The 21733-nt window shown below is 55.2% G+C and carries 19 protein-coding genes; 13 read left to right on the forward strand and 6 right to left on the reverse strand.

All coding sequences use genetic code 11. The annotated features are described in order from the left end of the window. Positions 1 to 194: 194 nt before the first annotated feature. From ACR0MJ_RS08825 to ACR0MJ_RS08840, 4 genes are read left to right on the forward strand one after another with little or no spacing between them, the layout of a single operon-like run. Positions 195 to 941, forward strand: a complete 747-nt coding sequence (locus ACR0MJ_RS08825; RefSeq protein WP_304621969.1) for an amino acid ABC transporter ATP-binding protein — start codon at positions 195 to 197, stop codon at positions 939 to 941. 1 nt (position 942) lies between these two features. Then, positions 943 to 1785, forward strand: coding sequence for an amino acid ABC transporter permease (locus ACR0MJ_RS08830; RefSeq protein WP_170393841.1), 843 nt, complete (start codon positions 943 to 945; stop codon positions 1783 to 1785). A 36-nt stretch (positions 1786 to 1821) separates the two neighbouring features. Beyond that, the gene (locus ACR0MJ_RS08835) at positions 1822 to 2655 is read left to right on the forward strand and encodes a transporter substrate-binding domain-containing protein (protein WP_170393843.1); all 834 of its coding nucleotides are present in this window, start codon (positions 1822 to 1824) and stop codon (positions 2653 to 2655) included. A 53-nt stretch (positions 2656 to 2708) separates the two neighbouring features. After that, on the forward strand, positions 2709 to 3590 hold the full coding sequence (locus ACR0MJ_RS08840; protein WP_170562105.1) for an amino acid ABC transporter permease: 882 nt from the start codon (positions 2709 to 2711) through the stop codon (positions 3588 to 3590). Between the two features lie 7 nt (positions 3591 to 3597). Here ACR0MJ_RS08840 and ACR0MJ_RS08845 read toward each other — a convergent pair whose 3' ends face one another. From ACR0MJ_RS08845 to ACR0MJ_RS08855, 3 genes are all read right to left on the reverse strand, one after another. Next, positions 3598 to 3915 (reverse strand): non-heme iron oxygenase ferredoxin subunit, encoded by a 318-nt coding sequence (locus ACR0MJ_RS08845; RefSeq protein ID WP_480751666.1) that lies wholly within the window; start codon positions 3913 to 3915, stop codon positions 3598 to 3600. 3 nt (positions 3916 to 3918) lie between these two features. Next, entirely contained in the window at positions 3919 to 4863 is a 945-nt protein-coding gene (locus tag ACR0MJ_RS08850) for a fatty acid desaturase family protein (RefSeq protein WP_480760647.1), read from the reverse strand. A gap of 154 nt (positions 4864 to 5017) precedes the next feature. After that, a complete protein-coding gene (locus tag ACR0MJ_RS08855; protein ID WP_480760650.1) occupies positions 5018 to 6103 on the reverse strand; it encodes a hypothetical protein in 1086 nt (361 codons plus the stop codon). 95 nt (positions 6104 to 6198) lie between these two features. On the opposite strand from ACR0MJ_RS08855, the gene ACR0MJ_RS08860 reads away from it, so the two are divergent. Together ACR0MJ_RS08860 and ACR0MJ_RS08865 are read left to right on the forward strand one after the other, a co-directional pair. Continuing rightward, positions 6199 to 7110, forward strand: a complete 912-nt coding sequence (locus tag ACR0MJ_RS08860; protein WP_480760653.1) for a LysR substrate-binding domain-containing protein — start codon at positions 6199 to 6201, stop codon at positions 7108 to 7110. A gap of 114 nt (positions 7111 to 7224) precedes the next feature. Beyond that, entirely contained in the window at positions 7225 to 8274 is a 1050-nt protein-coding gene (locus ACR0MJ_RS08865) for an aromatic ring-hydroxylating dioxygenase subunit alpha (protein ID WP_170422580.1), read from the forward strand. A 34-nt stretch (positions 8275 to 8308) separates the two neighbouring features. Here the strand turns inward: ACR0MJ_RS08865 and ACR0MJ_RS08870 are convergent, their stop codons facing one another. After that, positions 8309 to 9112: a phytanoyl-CoA dioxygenase family protein gene (locus tag ACR0MJ_RS08870; RefSeq protein WP_480459465.1), complete on the reverse strand. Its 804-nt coding sequence runs from the start codon at positions 9110 to 9112 to the stop codon at positions 8309 to 8311. A gap of 264 nt (positions 9113 to 9376) precedes the next feature. Between ACR0MJ_RS08870 and ACR0MJ_RS08875 the strand changes: the two genes are divergently transcribed. From ACR0MJ_RS08875 to ACR0MJ_RS08895, 5 genes are all read left to right on the forward strand, one after another. Next, positions 9377 to 10636, forward strand: coding sequence for an FAD-dependent oxidoreductase (locus tag ACR0MJ_RS08875; protein WP_480760658.1), 1260 nt, complete (start codon positions 9377 to 9379; stop codon positions 10634 to 10636). A 14-nt stretch (positions 10637 to 10650) separates the two neighbouring features. Next, positions 10651 to 10908, forward strand: a complete 258-nt coding sequence (locus ACR0MJ_RS08880) for a sarcosine oxidase subunit delta (protein ID WP_170393857.1) — start codon at positions 10651 to 10653, stop codon at positions 10906 to 10908. After that, positions 10895 to 13765, forward strand: a complete 2871-nt coding sequence (locus tag ACR0MJ_RS08885; RefSeq protein ID WP_480760660.1) for a 2Fe-2S iron-sulfur cluster-binding protein — start codon at positions 10895 to 10897, stop codon at positions 13763 to 13765. The genes ACR0MJ_RS08880 and ACR0MJ_RS08885 overlap by 14 nt, the downstream gene beginning before the upstream one ends. 1 nt (position 13766) lies before the next feature. Further along, entirely contained in the window at positions 13767 to 14255 is a 489-nt protein-coding gene (locus ACR0MJ_RS08890) for a sarcosine oxidase subunit gamma (protein ID WP_480760662.1), read from the forward strand. Positions 14256 to 14546: 291 nt separating this feature from the next. Continuing rightward, positions 14547 to 17339, forward strand: a complete 2793-nt coding sequence (locus tag ACR0MJ_RS08895; RefSeq protein ID WP_170393863.1) for a bifunctional aconitate hydratase 2/2-methylisocitrate dehydratase — start codon at positions 14547 to 14549, stop codon at positions 17337 to 17339. A 272-nt stretch (positions 17340 to 17611) separates the two neighbouring features. Here ACR0MJ_RS08895 and ACR0MJ_RS08900 read toward each other — a convergent pair whose 3' ends face one another. Further along, complete coding sequence (locus tag ACR0MJ_RS08900) at positions 17612 to 18373, reverse strand: aldolase/citrate lyase family protein (RefSeq protein WP_170611464.1); 762 nt, start codon at positions 18371 to 18373, stop codon at positions 17612 to 17614. A 200-nt stretch (positions 18374 to 18573) separates the two neighbouring features. On the opposite strand from ACR0MJ_RS08900, the gene ACR0MJ_RS08905 reads away from it, so the two are divergent. Beyond that, the gene (locus tag ACR0MJ_RS08905) at positions 18574 to 19464 is read left to right on the forward strand and encodes an SMP-30/gluconolactonase/LRE family protein (protein ID WP_480760665.1); all 891 of its coding nucleotides are present in this window, start codon (positions 18574 to 18576) and stop codon (positions 19462 to 19464) included. Here ACR0MJ_RS08905 and ACR0MJ_RS08910 read toward each other — a convergent pair. Beyond that, positions 19461 to 20459 (reverse strand): ester cyclase, encoded by a 999-nt coding sequence (locus tag ACR0MJ_RS08910; protein ID WP_480760668.1) that lies wholly within the window; start codon positions 20457 to 20459, stop codon positions 19461 to 19463. The two genes, ACR0MJ_RS08905 and ACR0MJ_RS08910, sit on opposite strands and share 4 nt — an antisense overlap. A 157-nt stretch (positions 20460 to 20616) precedes the next feature. Here ACR0MJ_RS08910 and ACR0MJ_RS08915 point away from each other — a divergent pair, with 157 nt between their 5' ends. Next, positions 20617 to 21666 (forward strand): ABC transporter ATP-binding protein, encoded by a 1050-nt coding sequence (locus ACR0MJ_RS08915; RefSeq protein ID WP_170394099.1) that lies wholly within the window; start codon positions 20617 to 20619, stop codon positions 21664 to 21666. Positions 21667 to 21733: the final 67 nt, after the last annotated feature.

Here is a 21733-nt window from a genome sequence, read left to right on the forward strand (position 1 = left end):
TTGCACATTAAGCAACCATATTGAACAGCGCGCAACGAATTTGAGGATTCTGAAGCTTTGCCAGATCTCTCCACTCTGCCTGAATCGCCGCGAATGACTTCGTGCGCATGCGTGCATGACCTCATGTTGCGATCGCACTACCACAGCGTCATAGATCAGCGACGCCAGCTGATCCGCATCTTGACAGGTTCGGCATGACACAGCTCTCCCCCATGATCGAAGTGACCAATCTGGATAAGTTCTATGGGACTTTCCATGCGCTCAAGAACATCGATCTGACCGTTCATCAGGGCGAGAAGGTGGTAATCTGCGGCCCGTCCGGATCAGGAAAATCCACGCTGATCCGCTGTTTCAACGGGTTAGAGTGGCATAATTCCGGGCGTCTCGTGATCGATGGGATCGAAGTCTATGAAGGTGCCAAGGAAATCCGTGAACTGCGACAGGAAGTCGGCATGGTCTTCCAGCAGTTCAACCTGTTTCCGCACCTGACTGTGCTTGAAAACCTGATGATCGGACCGATGAAGGTGCGCAAGCTATCCAAGGCGCAGGCCGAGGAAACCGCGCGCAACTATCTTGATCGCGTTCACATCCCCGAGCAGGCCGACAAGTACCCGGCGCAATTGTCGGGGGGGCAGCAACAGCGCGTCGCGATCGCGCGGTCCTTATGCATGGAAACACGGATCATGCTGTTTGATGAACCGACATCCGCGCTTGATCCCGAAATGATCAATGAGGTGCTGGATGTGATGGTTGAACTGGCCGATACGGGCATGACCATGGTGGTTGTCACGCATGAGATGGGGTTTGCGCGCAAGGTCGCCGACACGATGGTCTTTATGGAGGCGGGGCAGATCGTTGAAATCTCGCCGCCCGATCAGTTCTTCACCAACCCGTCAAGCGAGCGCTGCCGTCTATTCCTGAACCAGATATTGGAACACTAACGTGACCGATCTGGGCATATCACAGGGACGCGGGCAAGCGCTGCCGAAGCCGCCACTATACAAGCGGTTCTTTGGCTCGGTGTTAGTGTCCGTCGTGATCTATGCGGTTATTGTCGGGTTGATCGCCTACGGGTCATATGTTGGCGCGCAGGGTATGGGCTATAATTGGCAGTGGTATCGCGTGCCCCAATTCCTGTACCGCAACACCGAGATTGGGTTCGAGTGGGGCGAAATCCCCATCGGACTGGTTGCCACGATCAAGCTGTCAGTTACCTCGTTTCTGCTGGCCACAGCTATCGGGTTGCTAGTGGCGTTACTGCGCTTGTCCGGCTTGGTAGTTGGCACTGCTGTCGCGGTTGCCTACCTTGAACTGATCCGCAATATCCCTCTGCTGGTTCTGCTTTACCTGTTCTATTATGTCCTGGGTCCTATCTTTGGATTTGATCGATATACCGCCAGCATCCTGACTTTGGCGGTGTTTCATTCAGCCTTGATTTCAGAAATCCTACGGGCGGGGATCAACGCCATCCCATCTGGTCAGTGGGAGGCGGCCAAGTCTATCGGTATGACCCCCTATCAGACCTACAGATATATAATTCTGCCGCAATCTGTTCGCTTTATGCTACCGCCCATGACGGGCGAGGTCGTCCACCTGATCAAATCCTCGGCTATTGTCAGCGTCATTGCCGTGGCCGAACTCACCACCTTCGGGCGCAACATTATATCCGACACGTATATGAGTTTTGAAATCTGGTTCACTATCGCGCTGGTCTATCTGGTGGTGACCCTGATCCTGTCGATTGGCGTTAGCTATCTGGAGAAGAAATATGCCGTCGACCAATAACCACAAGAACTTAACCGGACAACAAGGAGAACCAAGATGAAGCTATCTCGCAGAATGCTCGGGGCGGCCCTGGGCGCGGTCGTGGCAACAGGCATGGCGACCTCAGGCTGGGCGCAAAGTGCGACTCAGGAACTGTCCCGCGAAAGTGTGATTGAAACGATCAAACAGGATGGAGTGATCCGGATTGGTCTGTCGCTGTTCGTGCCGTGGTCGATGCGCGACAAGAATGGTGATCTGATCGGGTTCGAACTGGATGTCGGTCGCAAGCTGGCCGAGGACATGGGCGTAGAGGTCGAGTTTGTACCGACCGCCTGGGATGGCATCATCCCGGCGCTTGTATCCGGCAATTTCGACGTGATCATCTCGGGCATGTCGGTGACTGCGCAGCGAAACTTGACGATCAACTTCACCGATCCTTACGCGTATTCGGGCCTGGCTATTATGGCTAACAAACAGTTGACCGATGGTATGTCTTTGGAAGATTTCAATAAACCTGAGGTCACCTTTGCCGCTCGTCGCGGGGCGACACCAGCTACGGTGATCGCGGAAAACTTCCCCAACGCGACGCTGCTGTTGTTTGATGAAGACGGTGCATCAACGCAAGAAGTGCTAAACGGAAACGCGCATGCTTCGATGGCGGCTCAACCTACGCCGAACCGCGAGGCCGGTCGCCATCCGGAAACTCTGACCGTTCCGTTCGATAACCTCTATGATCCGCGTGGCGAAGCGTTCGGAGTACGCAAGGGCGATCCGGATGCCATGAACTTTTTCAACAATTGGATCGCTCAGAACTGGCGGTCGGGTTGGTTGGAAGAGCGTCACAACTATTGGTTCGCAACTGAAGAGTGGGCAGACCAGGTTGCCCAATAACCAATTGGCCGGGGGCGGATCAGCCGCCCTCGGGCCTGAAGCGGAGCGCCCAGGTGCCTGAATTTCTTAGAAAACTCAGATGGCCGGATTATCTGATCGTGGCGGTATTGATCGCCTTCTTCGGATATATCTGGCTGTCGATCGAAGGCACGCTGAACTATAAGTGGCGGTGGGAATTGATCCCCAGCTACATCGTCGGCTGGCATACTGGGCGAGAAGAGTATTTTGCCAATCTATTGCTGCAAGGCTTGGTGGCGACGGTTCGTATCAGCATTTATTCCGGCATTTTGGCGCTCATTCTGGGTACGATTCTGGGGATCGCGCGCTGTTCTGCGAACCTGACCATACGCATGCTGGCACGCACTTATCTTGAATTTCTGCGTAATGTGCCACCGGTTGTTGTTGTCTTTATTTTCTTTTTCTTCCTGTCGCAGCAACTGATCGACGCACTAAACCTTGAACGCTGGGCGCGTGGAATTGCGCGGCAGGAAGACAACCAGATCTGGACATTTTTCTTTGGTGAGATGCGGCGCTTTCCGTCGCTTGTCTCAGGTGTCATCGTTCTGGCGCTGTTTGAAAGCGCATTTGTCGGCGAAATTGTCCGTGCCGGTATTCAATCGATCCCCAAAGGTCAGCGTGAAGCTGCACGCTCGATCGGGATGAGCCGTTTGCAAGAGCTTCGCTATGTCGTGCTGCCGCAGGCGATGAAAAAGGTCGTGCCGCCGCTGGCCAATCAGTTCATCTCATTAATCAAGGACAGCTCGATCCTGTCGCTGATCTCGGTTCAGGAACTGACCTACAAGACCGTCGAACTGGTCGCTTCGTCCCGGATGATCTTTGAGGCATGGATCACAACGGCTGCATTCTATTTTGTCGTCTGCTTCGGCCTCAGCCGCATCTTTGCGCGGCTAGAGAAACGATCTGACAAGCGCTAGGTTCAGGTCACATTCGGACCTGAACCATTCCATCCTGAATCCGTGTATCAAAAACCCGCATTGCTCGGGTCGCAGGCGCCGAAACGGGCTTGCCATCACGCACATCGAATGCGCCCTGGTGCAATGGGCATTCGATAACATGCCCATCAAAATAGCCGTCACACAGATCAGCCCCGCCATGGTTGCACAATGCCAGCGAGGCATAGACACCGCTGGGCGTGTCATATACCGCAATCAATCTGGGTCCGATCTGAACCCGCGTGACCCAGTTTTCTTCCAGTTTCGATGCCTCGATCACATCGCGCCAAGATTTGTCTGCCACCATCTCTCAGGCCTCGGCTTTGCGTTGCATGATCTGCCGTAGAATGTCGCGATGCGCAGCCAGATATCCACCTTTCTCGACGAAGATATGATCCTTTAACTTCTCATGCAGACGGGGCAGAGCGTGGAAGGGAACTGAGGCGACATAGTGATGTTCGGCATGATAGTTCATATTCCAGCATAAAAATGACATCGGCTTTGACACCAGATTGGTGCGCGTGTTTTCTGACATCTGCGCCACGGTGGGACGTCCGACATGCTCGGTCATTCGTATGAATCGCATCACCGGCTCACCCAGAAACAGGGGTATGATCCAATACCAGATCAATCCCCACCATCCGGTGAAGGCCATAGCCAGAAAGATCAAAGCGTAAATGGCCAGCATGCGGCGCGCGTCCCAATAGACCGACTGATGCTCCTCTTTGGGAATGAAACTCAACTCGGCCTTGCTGAGCTTCCCAAAGGCATGTCGGAACAGCTCAGTGAACTTACCGCGCCAATAAGGCAGGGCAGACAGGTACAGAAAGTACTCGCCAAGGGATTTGGGCAGCGGGATTAGTTCGGGATCCTCTCCGTTCAGTTGCGTATACGTGTGATGATCACAATGTTCGTATCGGAAGAACCGATGCGGCAGAATGATGATCAGCCCGCAAATCTGACCAACCAGATCATTCAACCACCGGGTGCGAAACACGGTATAGTGCACACACTCATGCTGAAGTGAGAAATGATGCACCAAGACGACCCCTTGCAGAAACATCGCGGGCCAAATCAGCCAACTGTTCCAGGCTAGGGTGATCAATGTTGTCGTGCAGGCCAGCACTAAAATCCACATTGCAAGATGACGTAACCCGTGCGCGTTCGAGCGTTGCATGAATCCCTTGAGTTCTTCGCGCGTCAGTTTTCCTTCGGCCAGAGCCTGAGTCAGCGGCGTAACAATAGCTTTTGACATGTGATTTCCATGATTTTGCCGGAGCGGGGGTCTTGCCCTCTGCGCATATTCCGGCACCGGAGACGGGAGTGCTCCGCACCATAGGGCCAACTCGAACAGACCCTATTATCTAAGAGTATTTCCACAGCTCGTGATTCGATCAAGCCGCTATTGATCAGCCAACTGCACGCAGACCGATATCCGGATCGGGATGGGCGAACAGGGCGGCCGCGCAGGGGTGCCGATCCAGGATTGATTGACCGCAAGGCAGCCGTTCGGCATGGAATGTACCGCGGTCCCAATAAGTTACGCCATCGATTTCGATGGAAGGATCAATAACGTTCCAGCTGATTTCTCCGGGCGCGTACGCCCCGCAGGTGTGGAAATGCAGGATGCGTGGATTTCCGAAAGCGGAGCCGCCCCAGCGTTCATAGTTTTCGCGCATATCCCAGGGGTAGCCGCAGCCCGGATGGATACCTGCATGCCAAGAGTGCACGAAATTGCGATCAATTCCCAACTGATTGGCTACCCGGTCATAATGCGCCTCGGCCCGTGCGGCGTTGGCGGGATCGCCGTCAAAACGCTGCAGCCGCCCATTCTCCATCATCGCAAAGACGGGGCGGTCGAATTCGATGGTGTAGTCATCGTAATACTTCGACCCCGTTCCCGTCAGAAAACTGATGGCCACACGGCCCGAGAAACTGTGGGCAGGAACCGGGGTAAAGACTGACATCGGAAAGCGCAGGATCGAGGTGTCGCCCGAGGCTTGCAGGTTCATCACCGGCCGACCGCTTACATCAGTGCCCAACGGGCAAGTGATCCGCACCTCGCTGGCCGCGTCCAAGACCGCGTTGATATCGGCCTTAAGCTCCATGAACGCATCGTGGTGGCCGTTGGAGAAACCAGATCCCAGCATTTCTTTGGTTAAAGCGAAGCTAACGATGACTTTCTTACCCTGCGGCATGTCCGAGAACCGCAACTGATCCCCAAGACGGGCCAGAAATAGAATGATGTCTGCCGCTTCGAACCGGGCAAGCAGATCAGGCGATAATTGCGGATTGCCCGGATTGAAGCCCACATCAACCGTGTCGACCCCCAGCCCAAGTTGACAGGCCGCCTGACTGACAACATTCACGCTGTCGGCGTCGAAATATCCAAACTCTGCAGGTTCATAGGCAATCAGCAGCCTTTCACCCGCCGCCGCGCGGGCGCAATTGACCAGCAGATTGTAAGCGCCCCGCTCTGGCGTCATGTCGGACATCGACATCTCCTGATTACTTGACATTATCAACTTACGGCCTAAGGCCGCCGGCAATCCATTTGAAAGTGATAATGGCTGACATTAGGATGACTAATATGATCTTGAATCTGCCATACTCCGCGCTGCGAGCCTTTGAGGCAGTTGTACGCCATTCCGGCTTTTCACCCGCCGCCGAGGAACTGGGGGTCAGCCAAAGTGCCGTCAGCCAGCACGTCAGATCGCTTGAGGAATGGCTTGGGCGGGATTTGCTGGTGCGCGGTGCGCGGCAATCGCGACCTACCCGCGAAGGTGAGCAATTGGCGCAGGCAATCTCGGATGGGCTGGGCCGCATTTCAGATGTGTGTGCGCAACTTCGCGATCGAACGCGTGCGGACCGGACCATCGTGATTTCATGCTTGCCGGGGTTTGCATTCAACTGGCTGTTTCCAAGGCTTCTGCACTTTGATTTGGCCCACCCGGACCTGTCTATTTCGATCGCGACGGATACGGGATACTATCCGTTTTCCGGCGCAGATTCCGATATCGGCATTCGATATGGTCTTGGTGAATATCCCGGGTTTGAAGTGGATTTGCTTATGCGGGAAAGGCTGTTTCCCGTCTGCGCGCCCGCGCTGTTGCCTGAATTGAAGCGCATTGAAGATTTGTCACAGCACACACTGCTCGTAGATGAAAATCTGCACCATGGTACGTCCAGCCCAACATGGGAGTTCTGGGCGCGGCAAACCAATCTGACATTGCCGTCTGGAGTGCGCACGCGCCGATTGGGCCAATCAAACATGGTCATACAGGCAGCGATTGAGGGGCTGGGGGTGGCGCTTGGGCGCGAACCGCTGGTGATTGATGCCTTGTGCGATGGCCGTCTGGTGCGACCGTTTCAGCAACTGACCCAATCGCCACTTTCCTATTGGCTCGTCCGGCGCCCTGATAGCAAAGACAGCCAAAAAGTCAGCGAGTTCCTGAACTGGATCAAGGCTGAAGTTGCTTCGCAGCCCGATCTGCCCCCGTAGGTAATGCTGCCGAATTAGCTTGCCTTATATGTATCATTACAAATCCGGAATGGTGTATTGCACTGACGCTGCCATAATGGCGCTAAGCCAACTGATCAAATTGGAGAGCAAACCATGTACCTCAGAAATTGCTGGTATGTTGCCGCCTGGAGCAAGGATATCGGGCGTGAACTGAAGGCTGAGACATATCTGGGTGAGAACATTGTGCTCTATCGTCAGCAGGATGGGACGCCCGTTGCGCTTGAGAATGCCTGCCCGCATCGCAAGCTCCCGCTATCCGATGGCAATCTGAAAGGGGATCTGGTCGAATGCGGCTACCACGGGCTGACATTCGATTGTTCGGGCAAATGTACTGACAGCCCAACGCAGCGGGGGATGACGCCTCGGCGCGCGGTGGTGAAGTCTTATCCAGTTGTCGACCGCTATCGCCTGCTCTGGATCTGGATGGGCGATCCTGAACTGGCTGATCCGGACCTGATTTTCCCAATCGAAAACTTTGATGACACGAGCTGGGGCCTGACCGATGGCGGGGTGATGGATATCGATTGCCATTATCTTTGGGTTTGCGACAACCTGCTTGATCCCAGCCACGTGGCCTGGGTACATGTCTCGTCATTCGCCGGCGCGGGAACGGATGAAGAGCCTCTGGACGTCAAAAAGACAGATCGCGGCGTGATTGTCTCGCGCTGGATCGAAAACAAACCACCATCGCCTTACTATGCCAAACTGGTCTCGTTCGACGGCGATTGCGACCGCTTGCAGCATTACGAAATGTGCATGCCCGCAATCGGGCTGAATAAGTCCATCTATACTCCGGTTGGCACGGGTGGATATGACAAAGATCCTGTCGATGAGACATTCATCAACATCTCTTACAACTTCATGACGCCAATCAACGAGGATCAGACCAGGTATTTCTGGTTCCAGCATCGCAACTCTGATCCGGACAATGCCGAGGTTTCAAAGTTCATGAATGACGGTGCCCGGATGGCGTTTCTTGAAGACAAAGATGTGCTGGAAAAAGTGCACAAGGGCATGAAAAATGCTCAGACACCGCATATTGATCTGGGTTTGGATGCCGGGGCAAAAACATACCGACGCGTGCTCGACCGAGCGATCGAGGCCGAGGCCGCTGTGCCAGAGGGTGCAATTCGGCAAGCCTGAAACTTGAACAGAGGCCAGTTCCCGGCCCCTTATCTTAGGTGTTGCTATAGATGACAGGGAAGCGCCCACCGGCAAAGGGAGCACCCGGTTTCAGGTCGTCATCATGCAGCCATTCAGTGACGCTATCGCGCGGTTCATAGGTGGCACCTTCAACGGCAAAACGTACCGCATATCCACGCCTGCGACGGGTCGAGGTTCGGTTGCCCATCGCCGAATGCACAGTCATTCCATCGAAGGCCAGTGCATCGCCAGGTTCCATCTGTTCATGGTGGAATATGTCATATTTAGTGCGATCCGCCTCGAAATCGGGCATGTCGATATAGTCCGGGTTATCCTCTTCCAGATAGTGAAGAAACTTGCCAAGCTGGTCAGTTTTGAAAGGCCGGTATTTTGCGCCCCAAGCGTGCGAGCCACGGACAAATTCCAGCGCTCCATTGTCTGGGTCGACAGGATCAAGTGCGATCCACATTGTCATGATGGGACCGGCCACAGGCCAATAGGGCTGATCTGTATGCCAGCCGGTCTGGGTGCGTGTGCCAGGTTCTTTCACGAAAATTTGGTCATAGATCAACGAAGTCCAGGGGCTGCCCGCCACCTCGGCCACGCGCTTTCCAATATCTGAGTTCAGACAATAGTCCTGAAAGATACCCGGTTTTTCACGCATATTTTTATAGGCAAAATACCGGTCACCCTTTTTGACCTCTTCGTCCACGGCATCACGCAACTTATTTAACCAATCGTCCCTGAGGATGTTTCTCAATAAAACGACGCCGTCGCGCGCATACGTTTGCTGAACAGTATCTGTATCCGGTGTGTTTATCATAGTTCTTCCATCCATAGCATCCGCCTCATTTCCCGGCGGGTTTGAATTCAGGCGCAAAGCGCCACGGTCTGCATGGAGTCAGAGAGAGGGTGAACTGCGGCAGTTTATGATAAAGCAGGGCCAGCGGGATCGGGCCGACCATTTGCCAGCAAGATTCCGATGAAACTGTTCAATTTTGAAGGTCATGCGCCATGGTAGCCCACGACCTTTGATTGCCCAAGCAGTTTTTGCGCAATGGTAAATATATTTATTGACGATATATTTTTTCTGATAAATATTATGCTTGCTATGCAAAAATATTCGGCATTTTCACTCGCCCGTAACGCGATTTCTGGTCATAAGAACTGGTCCCGAGCCTGGCGGAGCCCGCCGCTCAAAGACCGGTACGAGGTGGCGGTGATCGGGGCAGGGGGTCACGGGCTGGCCACGGCTTACTATCTGGCCAAAGAGTTTGGCATAACCGACGTCGCCGTGCTGGAACGGGGCTGGTTGGGTGGCGGAAACATAGCGCGCAACACGGTTACGATCCGGTCAAATTACATGCGTGACGAGTCGATCCCGTTCTACGTCAAATCCGTCGAGATGTACGAAGGGCTGACGCATGAGTTGAACTTCAACATGATGCATTCCAAGCGCACCATGGTGGATGTGGTGCAGACCTGGCCCAAACTGCGAGAGTTGCGGCGTCGGCAATTGGTCATGGAAATCTATGGCTCGACATATGAACAAATCACCGCAGAAGAATTGCGCAAACGCATACCTGCGCTGACAGGCGGTGGGCCAGATGCGCGCCTGCCGATCATCTGCGGAATGGTCCACACGGACGCAGGTGTAAACCGTCATGATGCGGTGGCCTGGGGCTATGCCCGCGCGGCGGATGCGATGGGGGTGGAGATGCACCAACAGACCGCCGTGCAAGCATTGATCCGTGGCGCTGATGGGCGCATCGAAGGTGTCGAGACCAATCGCGGCACCGTGCGGGCAAAAAAGGTTGTGGTGGCCGTATCGGGCCATACCACGACGTTGACCGAGACAGCGGGGCTCAAGCTGCCATTGCGCACGATGAACCTGACGGCCTTTGTGTCCGAGCCTGTGAAGCCCTTGGTGGATGTCATCGTAAATTGCCCGGACAGTGGGTTCTATTTCAGCCAGTCTGACAAGGGCGAGATGGTGATCGGCGGCGCTCCTGATATGGGGCAAAGCTTTCGTCGCGACATCAAGCAACATGTGTTCGAAGACACTGTGACCGCGATGCTATCGCTTTTCCCGAGCTTCAAGAAACTCAAACTAATGCGCCAATGGGGTGGGCATCTTGATATTGCCCATGATGCCTCGCCCATCATGGATCAGACTGAGGTACCGGGGCTGTTCGTGACCGCTGGCTGGTGGGGCGGATACAAAGCCATTCCTGCGGGCGGACTGACGCTTGCGCATCTGGTCGCCAAAGGCGAGCCGCATCCGCTGATGGCCTCGTTCACTTTGGACCGCTTCCGCCATCTGGAATTTGTGATGGAAGCTGGCACCACAACGGCGAGATAGGAAGGGACAGGATCATGATGCTCATCCCCTGCCCATTCTGTGGCAAGCGCAATGAAAGCGAGTTCGTCTATGGCGGCCCGGTCGGAGCAGCTCGACCCGATACCAACGCCGTCAGCGATGCTGATTGGGTCGAATACCTGACCATAACGCCCAACCCGATGGGGCCTGTGCAAGAGCGGTGGTGGCACGCACGGGGCTGCGGCGAGTGGCTGACAATCTGGCGGGATACCGTGACACATGACATTGTGGAGGTGCCCGATGGCTCAGATTAATCGCCGCGCAGTGGGTGGTCGTGTTGATCGAAGCCGCCCTCTGACGTTCCAGTTCAATGGGAAAACTTACGAAGGGTTCGAAGGGGACACTCTGGCCTCGGCCTTGCTGGCAAACGGGGTGCGAGTAACAGCCCGTAGTTTCAAGTACCACCGCCCACGCGGCATTGTCGGACACGGTCCCGAAGAGCCAGGAACGCTTGTGGAGCTGGAAGGCGAGGACGCCTCGGGCAACCGTCCAGCGACCACGGTTCCATTGCGCGAAGGGCTGAATGCACGCTCGGTCAATTGCTGGCCATCGCCCGAGTTTGATCTGGGCGGGATCAATCAATTGATTGGCCGTTTTATTCCTGCGGGCTTCTACTACAAAACTTTCAAATGGCCTAACTGGCATCTGTTTGAACCATACATCCGCAAGGCGGCGGGGCTGGCAGCAGCGCCGGCTCATCCGCCTTCATCGGGGCATTTCGAAGCGCGCTACGCTCATGCAGATGTCTTGATTGCAGGTGCAGGTCCCGCCGGCCTGCAAGCTGCACTTGAGGCTGGTCGGGCGGGCAAGCGTGTCTTCCTCGCAGACGAGGGAACCGAAGCGGGCGGCAGCCTCCTGAACCGCACCCTGACCATTGGCGGGCGTCCGGCGATGGATTGGGTGGGCGAAGCGGTTGAAGAACTAAGCCAAATGGCAAACGTCACCCATCTTCAGAACGCGACCGTATGGGCCTATCGCGAACACAACCTACTGATCGTCAATGAACGCGAGCCGGATCAGGCCAGCATTCTAGAACGCAACTGGCGGGTCCGTGTTGCTGAGGTGGTGATCGCCACCGGGGCTACGGAACGGTCGATGGTGTTTGCCAATAATGACAGGCCGGGCGTCATGTTGGCCTCATCCGTGCAGGCCTATGTCAATCGTTGGGGCGTGACACCCGGTCAGAGTGTGGTTCTGTTCACCAACAACAACAGCGCTTACGCAGTGGCCGCCGATCTGGTCGCAGCTGAGGTAACGGTTAACGCGATCCTCGATAGCCGCGACACGGTTCCAAGGGAAGCTCTTGATCTGGTGTCGGGGATAACCGTCCATGCCGGAACAGTAGCCGCCGATATCCGAGGGTACAAAAGCATCCGTGCTGTCAAGGCCGTTCCCAAGTCCGGGGGCGCAGGCACCTGGATCGACTGCGACTTGCTGGCTCATTCCGGCGGTTGGAATCCGACGGTGCACCTGTGGTCTCAGTCCCGCAGCACACTTCGGTTTGATGAAGAACTCGCTGCGTTTTTGCCCGATCAACCGATTCAATCCTGTCGGGCCGTCGGCGCGGCGGCGGGGGATCTCACACTGGATCGGATCATCGATGACGGTTCAGAGCTGCCTTATTCGATTGAACCGCTATGGCGCGTAGATGTGCCAGGGCAACGCGGAAAGGCATTCCTGGATATTCAGAACGATGTTGCGGTCAGCGATGTGCATCTGGCGCTGCGTGAAGGATATGACAACGTGGAACATGTCAAACGCTACACCACTGGCGGGATGGGCGTAGATCAGGGCAAGACGGGCAATATCAACATTATTGGCACCGTTGCTTTGCAAAAGGGCGTTCCATTGCAAGATGTTGGCACGACGACATTCCGCTCTCCCTACACGCCGGTCTCATTCGGTGCGATTGGGGGGCTGCGTGAGGACTCGGTGTTGTTCCCCTACCGGCACACGCCGGTGACCCAATGGAACAAGGATTATGGCGCAGTGATGTATGAGGCTGGTGCCCGATGGCGTCGTCCGGGGTTTTTCCCCAAACTAGGTGAGGGCCTGCAAGAGGCGGTGAACCGGGAATGCCGCGCGGTGCGTGAAGGCGTTGGCGTATACGACGGTTCGCCGCTCGGCACGTTCGAGCTTAAAGGGCGCGATGCTCCGCGCTTTCTGGATTTTCTGTATTCGAACATCATGTCCAGCCTGAAGCCCGGCGATGGTCGCTATGGTCTTATGTTGTCGGATGACGGTCTGATCATAGATGACGGGGTGGCCTTTCGGCTGGATCAGCACCGCTGGATGATCTCGACCTCAACGGGCCATGCAGACGCCGTCAACCAGCACATGGAAAAGCTGCTTCAGACCGAGTTTCCTGACTGGCAAGTCATGATCACAACTGTGACAAGCCAGTGGAACAACGCCACCATTTGTGGACCCCGCGCGCGCGATGTCATGCTCGCGCTGTGTACGGATATCGATCTGTCGCCCGAGGCATTCCCCTTCATGTCGTTCCGGGACGGTACGGTTGCGGGGTTCCCTGCGCGGGTTGTGCGCGTCAGCTTCACCGGTGAGCTATCCTATGAGGTCAACGTTGCCCCACGCCACATAGCCGCCTTGTGGGACAAGGTGATGGAGGCTGGTGCACCCCTTGGTATCCTGCCTGTAGGATCGGAATCCAGCCATGTCTTGCGTGTGGAAAAAGGCTTTCTTTCGCTGGGGCACGAGGTCGACGGTACCGTGGACGCCTATGACCTGGGCATGGGTTGGGCAATGTCGAAGAAAAAGCCCGACTACCTAGGCAAGCGCTCGGTCCACTTGCGCCGTGAAGCGGTAGGGGAACGCCGGGAATTGGTCGGCATCTTGCCCGAAGACCCTGACAAGCAAGTGCCCGAAGGCGCGCCACTAACCCCTGAAGGTCGCAAAGAAGCGACCGAAGGATTGGTTACCGCCTGCGTCTGGAGCGTCGTCAACAATCGCTGGGTTGGCCTGGCGTTGCTGAAGAACGGGCAGGAGCGACACGGGCAAACCGCGCATGTTCGGCTGAAAGACGAGGTGATCCCGGTGACCATCACAAAGCCTGTATTCCATGACCCCGAGGGTCAGCGCCTGAGGTCCTGAGATGAGCTACGACGTCAAGATCGAACGCCAAACCCTGAATGCGCTGTTTGACCTCAAAGGGGATCCCGAGGTCGTTCAAAATTGGGCCGAATTTTCTCTGCCAAGCCGCCCGAACACAAGGGCGATGCAGGAAGCGTTTGAGGTATATCACATTGGACGCAATCACTGGATTGTACGTGCTTCGCTGGAACTGGAAGAGGCACTGGAAACACAGCTCAAACCAACGGATTGCCCTGCGGACATCAGTATAGTGCGGATATCGGACACCCTTACCTTCTTTAGTGTCGCCGGACCCCAAGCCGCTGAAGTGATGGCTATTGCCTGCCCGCTTGATCTGCATGTCACTGCTTTTGATGAAGACGCAGTTACCTATTCCGAGTTGTTTGGCCTAAAAGCACTTGTGATGCGCTACGAGGCTGGTTTTGAGTTTGCGGTTGAACAGAGTTTTGGCGACATGGTTCAGGATTATCTGACCCGAGCAACTGCCTGACGCAATTCGAAGCAGGGGCGGTTTACGCCTTATGGCTATTCATTATCTCGGCGGTCTATATGCATATCGTCCGGGAACAGGGTTCAGATAAGGACATAGCGGACTTATCGAAAGTCATTGGCTGGCACAAAATCCTTTGTGAAGTGTTGCTTTTAGACGGGACATCGCGCCACAGGTGCAAGGCTTGCAAGTTCCGGTCATTTAGTATACCGCCGCATACAATTAGGATCCTCGGGCGTTCATAACGTCTTTAAGCCCCTGCTAATCGAGCCACATATACCGGAACGAGCCATGAGCCTTTACACCAACTACCTCGACGAAATTGAAGCCCGCAAAGCGCAGGGTCTGCATCCGAAACCGATTGATGACGGCGCGCTTGTCAAAGAGCTTGTTACGCAGATCAAGGACGTCGATCATGCGCATCGTGCGGATTCTCTAAACTATTTCATCTATAATACGCTGCCCGGCACGACCAGCGCCGCTGGCGAGAAGGCACGTTTTTTGAAAGAGATCATTCTGGGCGAAGCGCTGGTTGACGAAATTTCAGTACCCTTTGCCTTTGAACTGTTGTTGCACATGAAAGGCGGTCCTTCGGTTGAGGTTCTTCTTGATCTGGCTTTGGGTGGTGATCCCGAGATCGCAGGGCAGGCGGCTGAAGTGCTGAAAACACAGGTCTTCCTATATGAGGCTGATACGGATCGTTTGAAGGAGGCGTTTTCTGCCGGAAATCCGGTCGCACGCGACATTCTTGAAAGCTATGCGCGGGCCGAGTTCTTCACCAAGCTGCCCGATATCGAGGAAGAGATCAAAGTTGTCACGTATATCGCTGCCGAGGGCGATATTTCGACTGACTTGCTGTCGCCGGGCAACCAGGCACACTCGCGCTCGGATCGGGAGCTGCATGGCAAGTGCTTAATCTCGCAGCAAGCGCAAGACGAGATTCAAGAATTACAGCGCCAGCACCCAGATAAACGCGTGATGCTGATTGCTGAGAAAGGGACAATGGGCGTTGGCTCGTCCCGGATGTCGGGTGTCAACAACGTGGCGCTTTGGACCGGCAAGCAGGCCAGCCCATATGTGCCATTCGTAAACATTGCCCCGATCGTGGCCGGCACGAACGGTATCTCTCCGATCTTTCTGACCACCGTTGGTGTGACGGGCGGGATTGGTATCGACCTGAAAAACTGGGTCAAGAAAGTCGATTCCGAGGGGAATCCGATCCTCAACAATGACGACAGCCCCATCCTGGAGCAAAAGTACTCGGTCGAAACCGGGACAGTGCTCACAATCAATACGAAAGACAAAAAGCTTTATGACGCCGATGGCGCCAAAGAGCTTGTTGATATTGCCTCGTCCTTCACTCCGCAAAAGCAGGAGTTCATGAAGGCCGGCGGATCCTACGCCATCGTGTTCGGCAAGAAGTTGCAAACATTTGCAGCACAGACACTGGGAGTCGAGCTGAAATCGGCATTTGCGCCTTCGAAAGAGATCAGCCGAGATGGACAGGGCCTGACCGCGGTCGAAAAGATCTTTAACCGCAACGCTTTGGGAGTAGTGGAAGGCACGGTCTTGCACGCCGGGTCGGACGTACGGGTCAAGGTCAACATCGTAGGATCGCAGGACACCACTGGCCTGATGACCTCGCAAGAGCTTGAGGCGATGGCGGCGACCGTGATTTCTCCAACCGTCGATGGTGCGTATCAGTCCGGTTGCCACACCGCCTCGGTCTGGGACAAGAAGGCGCAAGCCAACATCCCCAAACTGATGGCGTTTATGAACAATTTCGGCCTGATCACAGGGCGCGATCCCAAGGGTGAATATCACTCGATGACCGACGTGATCCACAAGGTTCTGAACGATATCACCGTGGATGATCGCGCCATCATCATTGGGGGCGACTCGCACACGCGCATGTCCAAAGGTGTGGCTTTCGGGGCGGATTCAGGCACCGTTGCCTTGGCACTGGCCACGGGCGAAGCAACCATGCCCATTCCGGAATCCGTGAAGGTGACGTTCAAAGGCAAAATGGCCGATCACATGGATTTCCGCGACGTGGTCCACGCGACACAGGCTCAGATGCTGAAGGCTTTCGGCGATAACGTGTTCCAGGGGCGTATTATCGAAGTTCATATCGGAACCCTGCTGGCGGATCAGGCTTTTACCTTCACCGACTGGACGGCCGAGATGAAGGCGAAGGCCTCGATCTGTATTTCCGAAGACGAGACCCTGATCGAGTCACTGGAAATCGCCAAAGGTCGGATTCAGATCATGATCGACAAGGGCATGGAGAATGAGGCGCGGACCCTGCAAGGCCTGATCGACAAAGCCGACGCACGCATTGCAGAGATCAGATCCGGCGCAGTTCCAGCCCTGAGGCCGGATGAAAATGCCGAGTATTTTGCCGAGCTGGTCGTTGATCTGGACGAGATCAACGAGCCCATGATCGCCGACCCTGATGTGAACAACGCGGATGTCTCCAAGCGTTATACGCACGATACGATCCGGCCCGTTTCCTACTACAAAGGGGAAAAGAAAGTGGATCTGGGATTTGTCGGGTCTTGCATGGTCCACAAGGGTGATCTGATCATCGTATCGCAGATGCTTAAGAACCTTGAGAAGAAGGAGGGCAAGATTGAATTCAAAGCCCCTCTGGTCGTCGCGGCGCCAACCTACAACATCGTTGATGAGTTAAAGGAAGAAGGTGAGTGGAGCATTCTTCAGGAATATTCCGGTTTCGAATTCGACGATCTTTTCCCCAAGACATCAGCGCGAACCGAATACGAAAACACGCTGTATCTTGAGCGTCCGGGCTGCAACCTTTGCATGGGCAATCAGGAAAAGGCTGAGAAAGGTGATACTGTTCTGGCGACATCTACCCGCTTGTTCCAAGGGCGTGTTGTCGAGGACTCGGAAGATAAGAAAGGTGAATCCCTTCTGGCTTCCACACCGGTAGTTGTACTGTCTGCCATCCTCGGGCGAACTCCGAAAATCGAGGAATACAAGGCCGCTGTCGAAGGGATCGACCTGACCCGCTTTGCACCTCCGGTCGCCAAGCCCGCAAATTCCAATTCGGCACATTTCTGATTGGAGAAGGCCGGTCGCCGCTAAGGCGCACCGGCCTTATGCTGTTTAACAGGATCCACTCTGAATCAATAAGCCTAGCAATACTGGTTTTGCGGTATGAGATTTTGGCCCCCTTAGGTAGAGTGCCACGCTGGAAATCTAAGACTATACAATGCGAATAATCCGCAATCGCGCATCGCATTTCTAGCAAAGAAAGTACTGTCGTCGCAGCATTTACCAGCCCGCGGATATTTCGACCCCAAGGCCCTTTCCACTAAAAAGCCCTGTGCGTTTCACGTCCTCGCGGTGCCATGGAAGTTCTCCGCTTCCGCGTTTGCAGCGCGAAGCATGAAGGCGTGTTCTGAAGCGACGAAGATCATGGTCACCCCATAGTCGCGCAGCTTGAGTCCGGCTTCTGCGCTGGCTGCAAAGGTCATCAGCGTCTTGCCATGTGCTTTGGCTGCATCACCCGAGCGTCGCATTGCATCAAGAACCTGTGGGTCGGACTGATCAGTCACGCCGTAGCACACCGCAAGATCCGCAGGCCCTACAAAAATCCCGTCGATGCCCTCGGTCGCGGCGATATCATCGACTTCTGCGACGCCTTCTGGTTCTTCGATTTGGGCAATGATAATTGTCTCTTCTTCGCTTTGCTTGAGGACATCAGCCATAGATCGGGTCGCAAACCCTGCCCACCGGGTTGATCCGGCATAGCCGCGGCCACCATGGCCAAAACGACCCTCGCGCGCAATGCGACGGGCCTTTTCGGCGCTGTCGACATGCGGCACAACAATACCTGTCGCGCCACTGTCGAGCGCCTTGAGAATCTCGTCCGCCGACCCAGTCGGCACCCGCACCAACGTCGGCAACCCCAGAGCCCGGGCGACGGCGAGGCAAACATCCAACCGACCCCGGTCAAAGGGTGCGTGTTCCGCATCCAGGCACAAGAAGTCCAGTTTTGACTTGGCAATTATCTCGACCAGTTCATGGGCTGGTGTCTTGAGAAACGTTCCGACGAGAGGCTCGCCAGAAAGCATGCGTTGTTTGAAATTCATGGGAAAGTCCTGACGGTTTTGTTTGGGCGGCACATGGCAATTGGCAGCCAAGCGGTTTGGAAACTTCGGCCATAGCGTAGAGCATTGACGTTGGCAGGGCCAGACTATCGAACAGTCGTTATTGCGTTTTCACCCGAAACGCTGTTCTTGTCGAGGCTTGCCGGTAGTGTTGGCAGGCGCAACTCTGAAAAGGTGTTCTCATGGTATTCGATATCCGTTCCAAACGCTTCACAGATCTGGTGCACCCTGACGCTCAACTAGAAGAAATCGCTAGCGGTCTGGGGTTTACCGAAGGACCAATATGGCACCCCGAAGAGCATTGGCTGGTATTCTCGGACATTCAGGAGAGCCATCAATACAAGTGGAGCGAGGGTGAGGGAGTTCGCGTTTTTCGCACCCCATCCAACCAAGCAAACGGAAACTGCTTCGACAAAAGCGGGGCAGTGATCTCTTGCGAGCACGCCAGTTCGCATTTGGTACGCCATGATCACGGCGGCAAGCGGGTTACTTCGATCGCCACGCATTTTGATGGCAAAGAACTCAACAGCCCCAACGATGTTATCTGCGACTCGCACGGTCGGATTTGGTTCACTGATCCCAGTTTTGGTCGTATCCGAGAGGATCTTGGCATTCTGAGAGAGCAGGAACTGCCGGTGCAAGGCGTGTTCCGGCTGGATACCGACGGCACGTTACACCTTGTCGCGGATGATTTTCAGCAACCCAACGGGTTGTGTTTGTCAGCTGACGAAACAAGGCTGTTTGTCAATGACAGTTGGGGTGGCCATATCCGCATCTTTGATGTCGCCGCTGATGGCTCACTGACCGGTGGGGTGGTCTGGGCCGATGTTGTTGGCGATGGGGAAGGGGTACCGGACGGTATGAAGTGCACCCGCGACGGCCAGATCTTGTGCAATGGTCCCGGCGGTGTACATCTGTTTGATGCCCAAGCGCACTGCCTTGGTGTCATTCTGACGCCGCAGAAATCTACCAACTTCTGCTTTGGTGGGGCCGGGTTCAGCATGCTGTACATCACTGCCTGCACGTCCGTTTACCGTATTCCGACCAACATGACGGGTCTGGCCATGATCTAAAGGCCCACTCGCGCCATGCGGTCCAGAATATCGACACCCTGTTGCTTCCAGAAATGAAGCAGATCGATGAAAATCCAGTTCTCGGCCAGTTTATCACCTTTGCGACGATAAATGTCTATCACCCGGAACTCACCGGCTTTGTCAGTGGCAGGCATCCCCATGAACCCGCCGGTTGGTCGGGCGGTAAAGTTCGGCCAGCCAAAAAAGCCGCCATAGCGGCCCTCGGCCATGCGGCAGATATGGTTGGTTTTTGACCGGTCGGCAAACCCAGCACGGAACGGGCCAGCGTGTTGTTTGGCGTAACGTTCGATTGTGTAGGTCGCACCGATACCGGATGGCCCCCACCAGATCATGTCTTCGCACCATGTGCGGCGCAACTCATCTTCAAGGCTGAGCCCGCTGTCCCACCGCCCAAGATCGGAGATCATCGCGTTGATAGCGGCCAATGTCTTTTGGCCGTCTTCGGCGGGTTGAGGCGTGAACATCAGGCCGTCATGGGTCATGGGCCCGGGCTGGACAAGTTGTGCGGCGGTCTGCGGCGGGAAGGGCTGCAACCCGGCCTGAATCATGAAATGCGGGATGTCGAAATACATCGCGGTTTCGACAATCTTACCGTGCTCAATCCTGTTGAACTCGCAATAGCGCAGCAAGGCCATTTTTCCGGTTGGCGCAATGCCCAGCCAGTCCTTGTCTAACAGCCCCATGAGATGGCCCATCGAAACAACCCAGACTGAATTGAACCCGTCGATTTCATTTTGACCAGCCATGAACACGTCCATCCGACGCTGCAAGTTAGTTAGGCTGTGATTCAGCGGCTGCCAGAATTTTTGCGCCACGTTGCTAGCGCCACGCAGCTCGTTGAACGGGTGAAAGCCGCGCCACAGGAGGTCCTCGGCGCAATACTCAGCGATCACATCAGAGTGGGCTGATTCCTCTGCATCGCTCAGAGCTTTGTAGAAGTTCAGGACAATTTCTTTCTCAGCTTCGTAAGACATATCTTTTACTTTCAATGCTTTGCCCGGAGGGAAGCGTCAGTCTTTAGCAAGATTGCGGGCGCTTTTGCATTCGCTTGCAAAAAATACTTGCCAGATGTTCCTTTGGATGTCTATGCTTTTGCAAACGTATGCACTCAGGTGCAACTGGGAGGACAGTATGGCCGAGATTCAACTGCGCAATGTTGGAAAACGTTGGGGTTCGTTTGTTGGAGTGGACAATTTCGACCTGACAATATCCGACAAGGAATTTCTGGTGCTTCTCGGCCCGTCGGGTTGTGGCAAGACCACGACGATGCGCATGATCGCAGGTTTGGAAGACGCAAGCGAGGGTGATATTCTGATCGACGGTACCCGCGTCAACGATATGGAGCCAAAAGACCGCGACGTCGCGATGGTGTTCCAGTCTTACGCATTGTATCCGAACATGAACGTCTACGAGAACATTCGTTTCCCGCTGAGGGTACGTGGCATCGACGCTTCCACCCATGACGAAAAAGTGCGCCGTGCGTCGGCGATGGTAGAGTTGGACGACTTTCTGCATCGTAAGCCGGCAGAGCTGTCAGGTGGGCAACGTCAACGGGTGGCTCTGGCGCGTGCGATTGTACGCGAGCCCAACGTGTTCCTGATGGATGAGCCGTTGTCCAACCTTGACGCAAAACTGCGTGTTTCGACACGCGCGCAGATCAAGAACCTCAGCCATGAACTAGCCGTGACTACGATTTATGTGACACATGACCAGATCGAGGCGATGACACTGGCCGATCGCGTGGTGATCATGAAGCAGGGTGTTGTCCAACAGGTTGGCTCTCCGACGGCGATCTACGACGAGCCTGCGAACACGTTTGTCGCCAGCTTTATCGGCAACCCGGCGATGAACCTGGTTGATGGCGATGTTCAGGGCGGTGTGTTCCGCGCGCAGAATACCGAAGTGCATGGTCTGAATGCTCCGGATGGCCCAATAACTTTGGGTTTCCGCGCCGAGGACGCCAATGTCGTAGAAAGCGGGGGCGAGATTAACGCGCCCATCTATACGCAGGAATTGCTGGGCGACAGCACCATGGTCTCGGTTCGGATCGGCGGAGCGCTGGTCTCGGTCAAGGCCGACAAAACCTATCGTGCTGAAATCGACGATCAGGTGTCGATTCATATCCATACCGATCACTGTCACTTGTTCGATGCGCAAACCGGCGCGCGCCTTGAGATCTGAGAGACGAAAACCAATCCCGCAATGACGGGACAATCTCGGGTGCAGGCTTCGAAGATGCACCCAATCA

Source organism: Ruegeria sp. C6, from assembly GCF_056537625.1.

Excerpts from the sequence above, each read along its gene's own strand:
- ACR0MJ_RS08825 (WP_304621969.1), top strand. The coding sequence starts at position 195 with ATGACACAGCTCTCCCCCATGATCGAAGTGACCAATCTGGATAAGTTC.
- ACR0MJ_RS08835 (WP_170393843.1), top strand. The coding sequence starts at position 1,822 with ATGAAGCTATCTCGCAGAATGCTCGGGGCGGCCCTGGGCGCGGTCGTG.
- ACR0MJ_RS08845 (WP_480751666.1), bottom strand. The coding sequence starts at position 3,915 with ATGGTGGCAGACAAATCTTGGCGCGATGTGATCGAGGCATCGAAACTG.
- ACR0MJ_RS08850 (WP_480760647.1), bottom strand. The coding sequence starts at position 4,863 with ATGTCAAAAGCTATTGTTACGCCGCTGACTCAGGCTCTGGCCGAAGGA.
- ACR0MJ_RS08855 (WP_480760650.1), bottom strand. The coding sequence starts at position 6,103 with ATGTCCGACATGACGCCAGAGCGGGGCGCTTACAATCTGCTGGTCAAT.
- ACR0MJ_RS08860 (WP_480760653.1), top strand. The coding sequence starts at position 6,199 with ATGATCTTGAATCTGCCATACTCCGCGCTGCGAGCCTTTGAGGCAGTT.
- ACR0MJ_RS08865 (WP_170422580.1), top strand. The coding sequence starts at position 7,225 with ATGTACCTCAGAAATTGCTGGTATGTTGCCGCCTGGAGCAAGGATATC.
- ACR0MJ_RS08870 (WP_480459465.1), bottom strand. The coding sequence starts at position 9,112 with ATGGATGGAAGAACTATGATAAACACACCGGATACAGATACTGTTCAG.
- ACR0MJ_RS08875 (WP_480760658.1), top strand. The coding sequence starts at position 9,377 with ATGCTTGCTATGCAAAAATATTCGGCATTTTCACTCGCCCGTAACGCG.
- ACR0MJ_RS08880 (WP_170393857.1), top strand. The coding sequence starts at position 10,651 with ATGATGCTCATCCCCTGCCCATTCTGTGGCAAGCGCAATGAAAGCGAG.
- ACR0MJ_RS08885 (WP_480760660.1), top strand. The coding sequence starts at position 10,895 with ATGGCTCAGATTAATCGCCGCGCAGTGGGTGGTCGTGTTGATCGAAGC.
- ACR0MJ_RS08890 (WP_480760662.1), top strand. The coding sequence starts at position 13,767 with ATGAGCTACGACGTCAAGATCGAACGCCAAACCCTGAATGCGCTGTTT.
- ACR0MJ_RS08895 (WP_170393863.1), top strand. The coding sequence starts at position 14,547 with ATGAGCCTTTACACCAACTACCTCGACGAAATTGAAGCCCGCAAAGCG.
- ACR0MJ_RS08900 (WP_170611464.1), bottom strand. The coding sequence starts at position 18,373 with ATGAATTTCAAACAACGCATGCTTTCTGGCGAGCCTCTCGTCGGAACG.
- ACR0MJ_RS08905 (WP_480760665.1), top strand. The coding sequence starts at position 18,574 with ATGGTATTCGATATCCGTTCCAAACGCTTCACAGATCTGGTGCACCCT.
- ACR0MJ_RS08910 (WP_480760668.1), bottom strand. The coding sequence starts at position 20,459 with ATGTCTTACGAAGCTGAGAAAGAAATTGTCCTGAACTTCTACAAAGCT.
- ACR0MJ_RS08915 (WP_170394099.1), top strand. The coding sequence starts at position 20,617 with ATGGCCGAGATTCAACTGCGCAATGTTGGAAAACGTTGGGGTTCGTTT.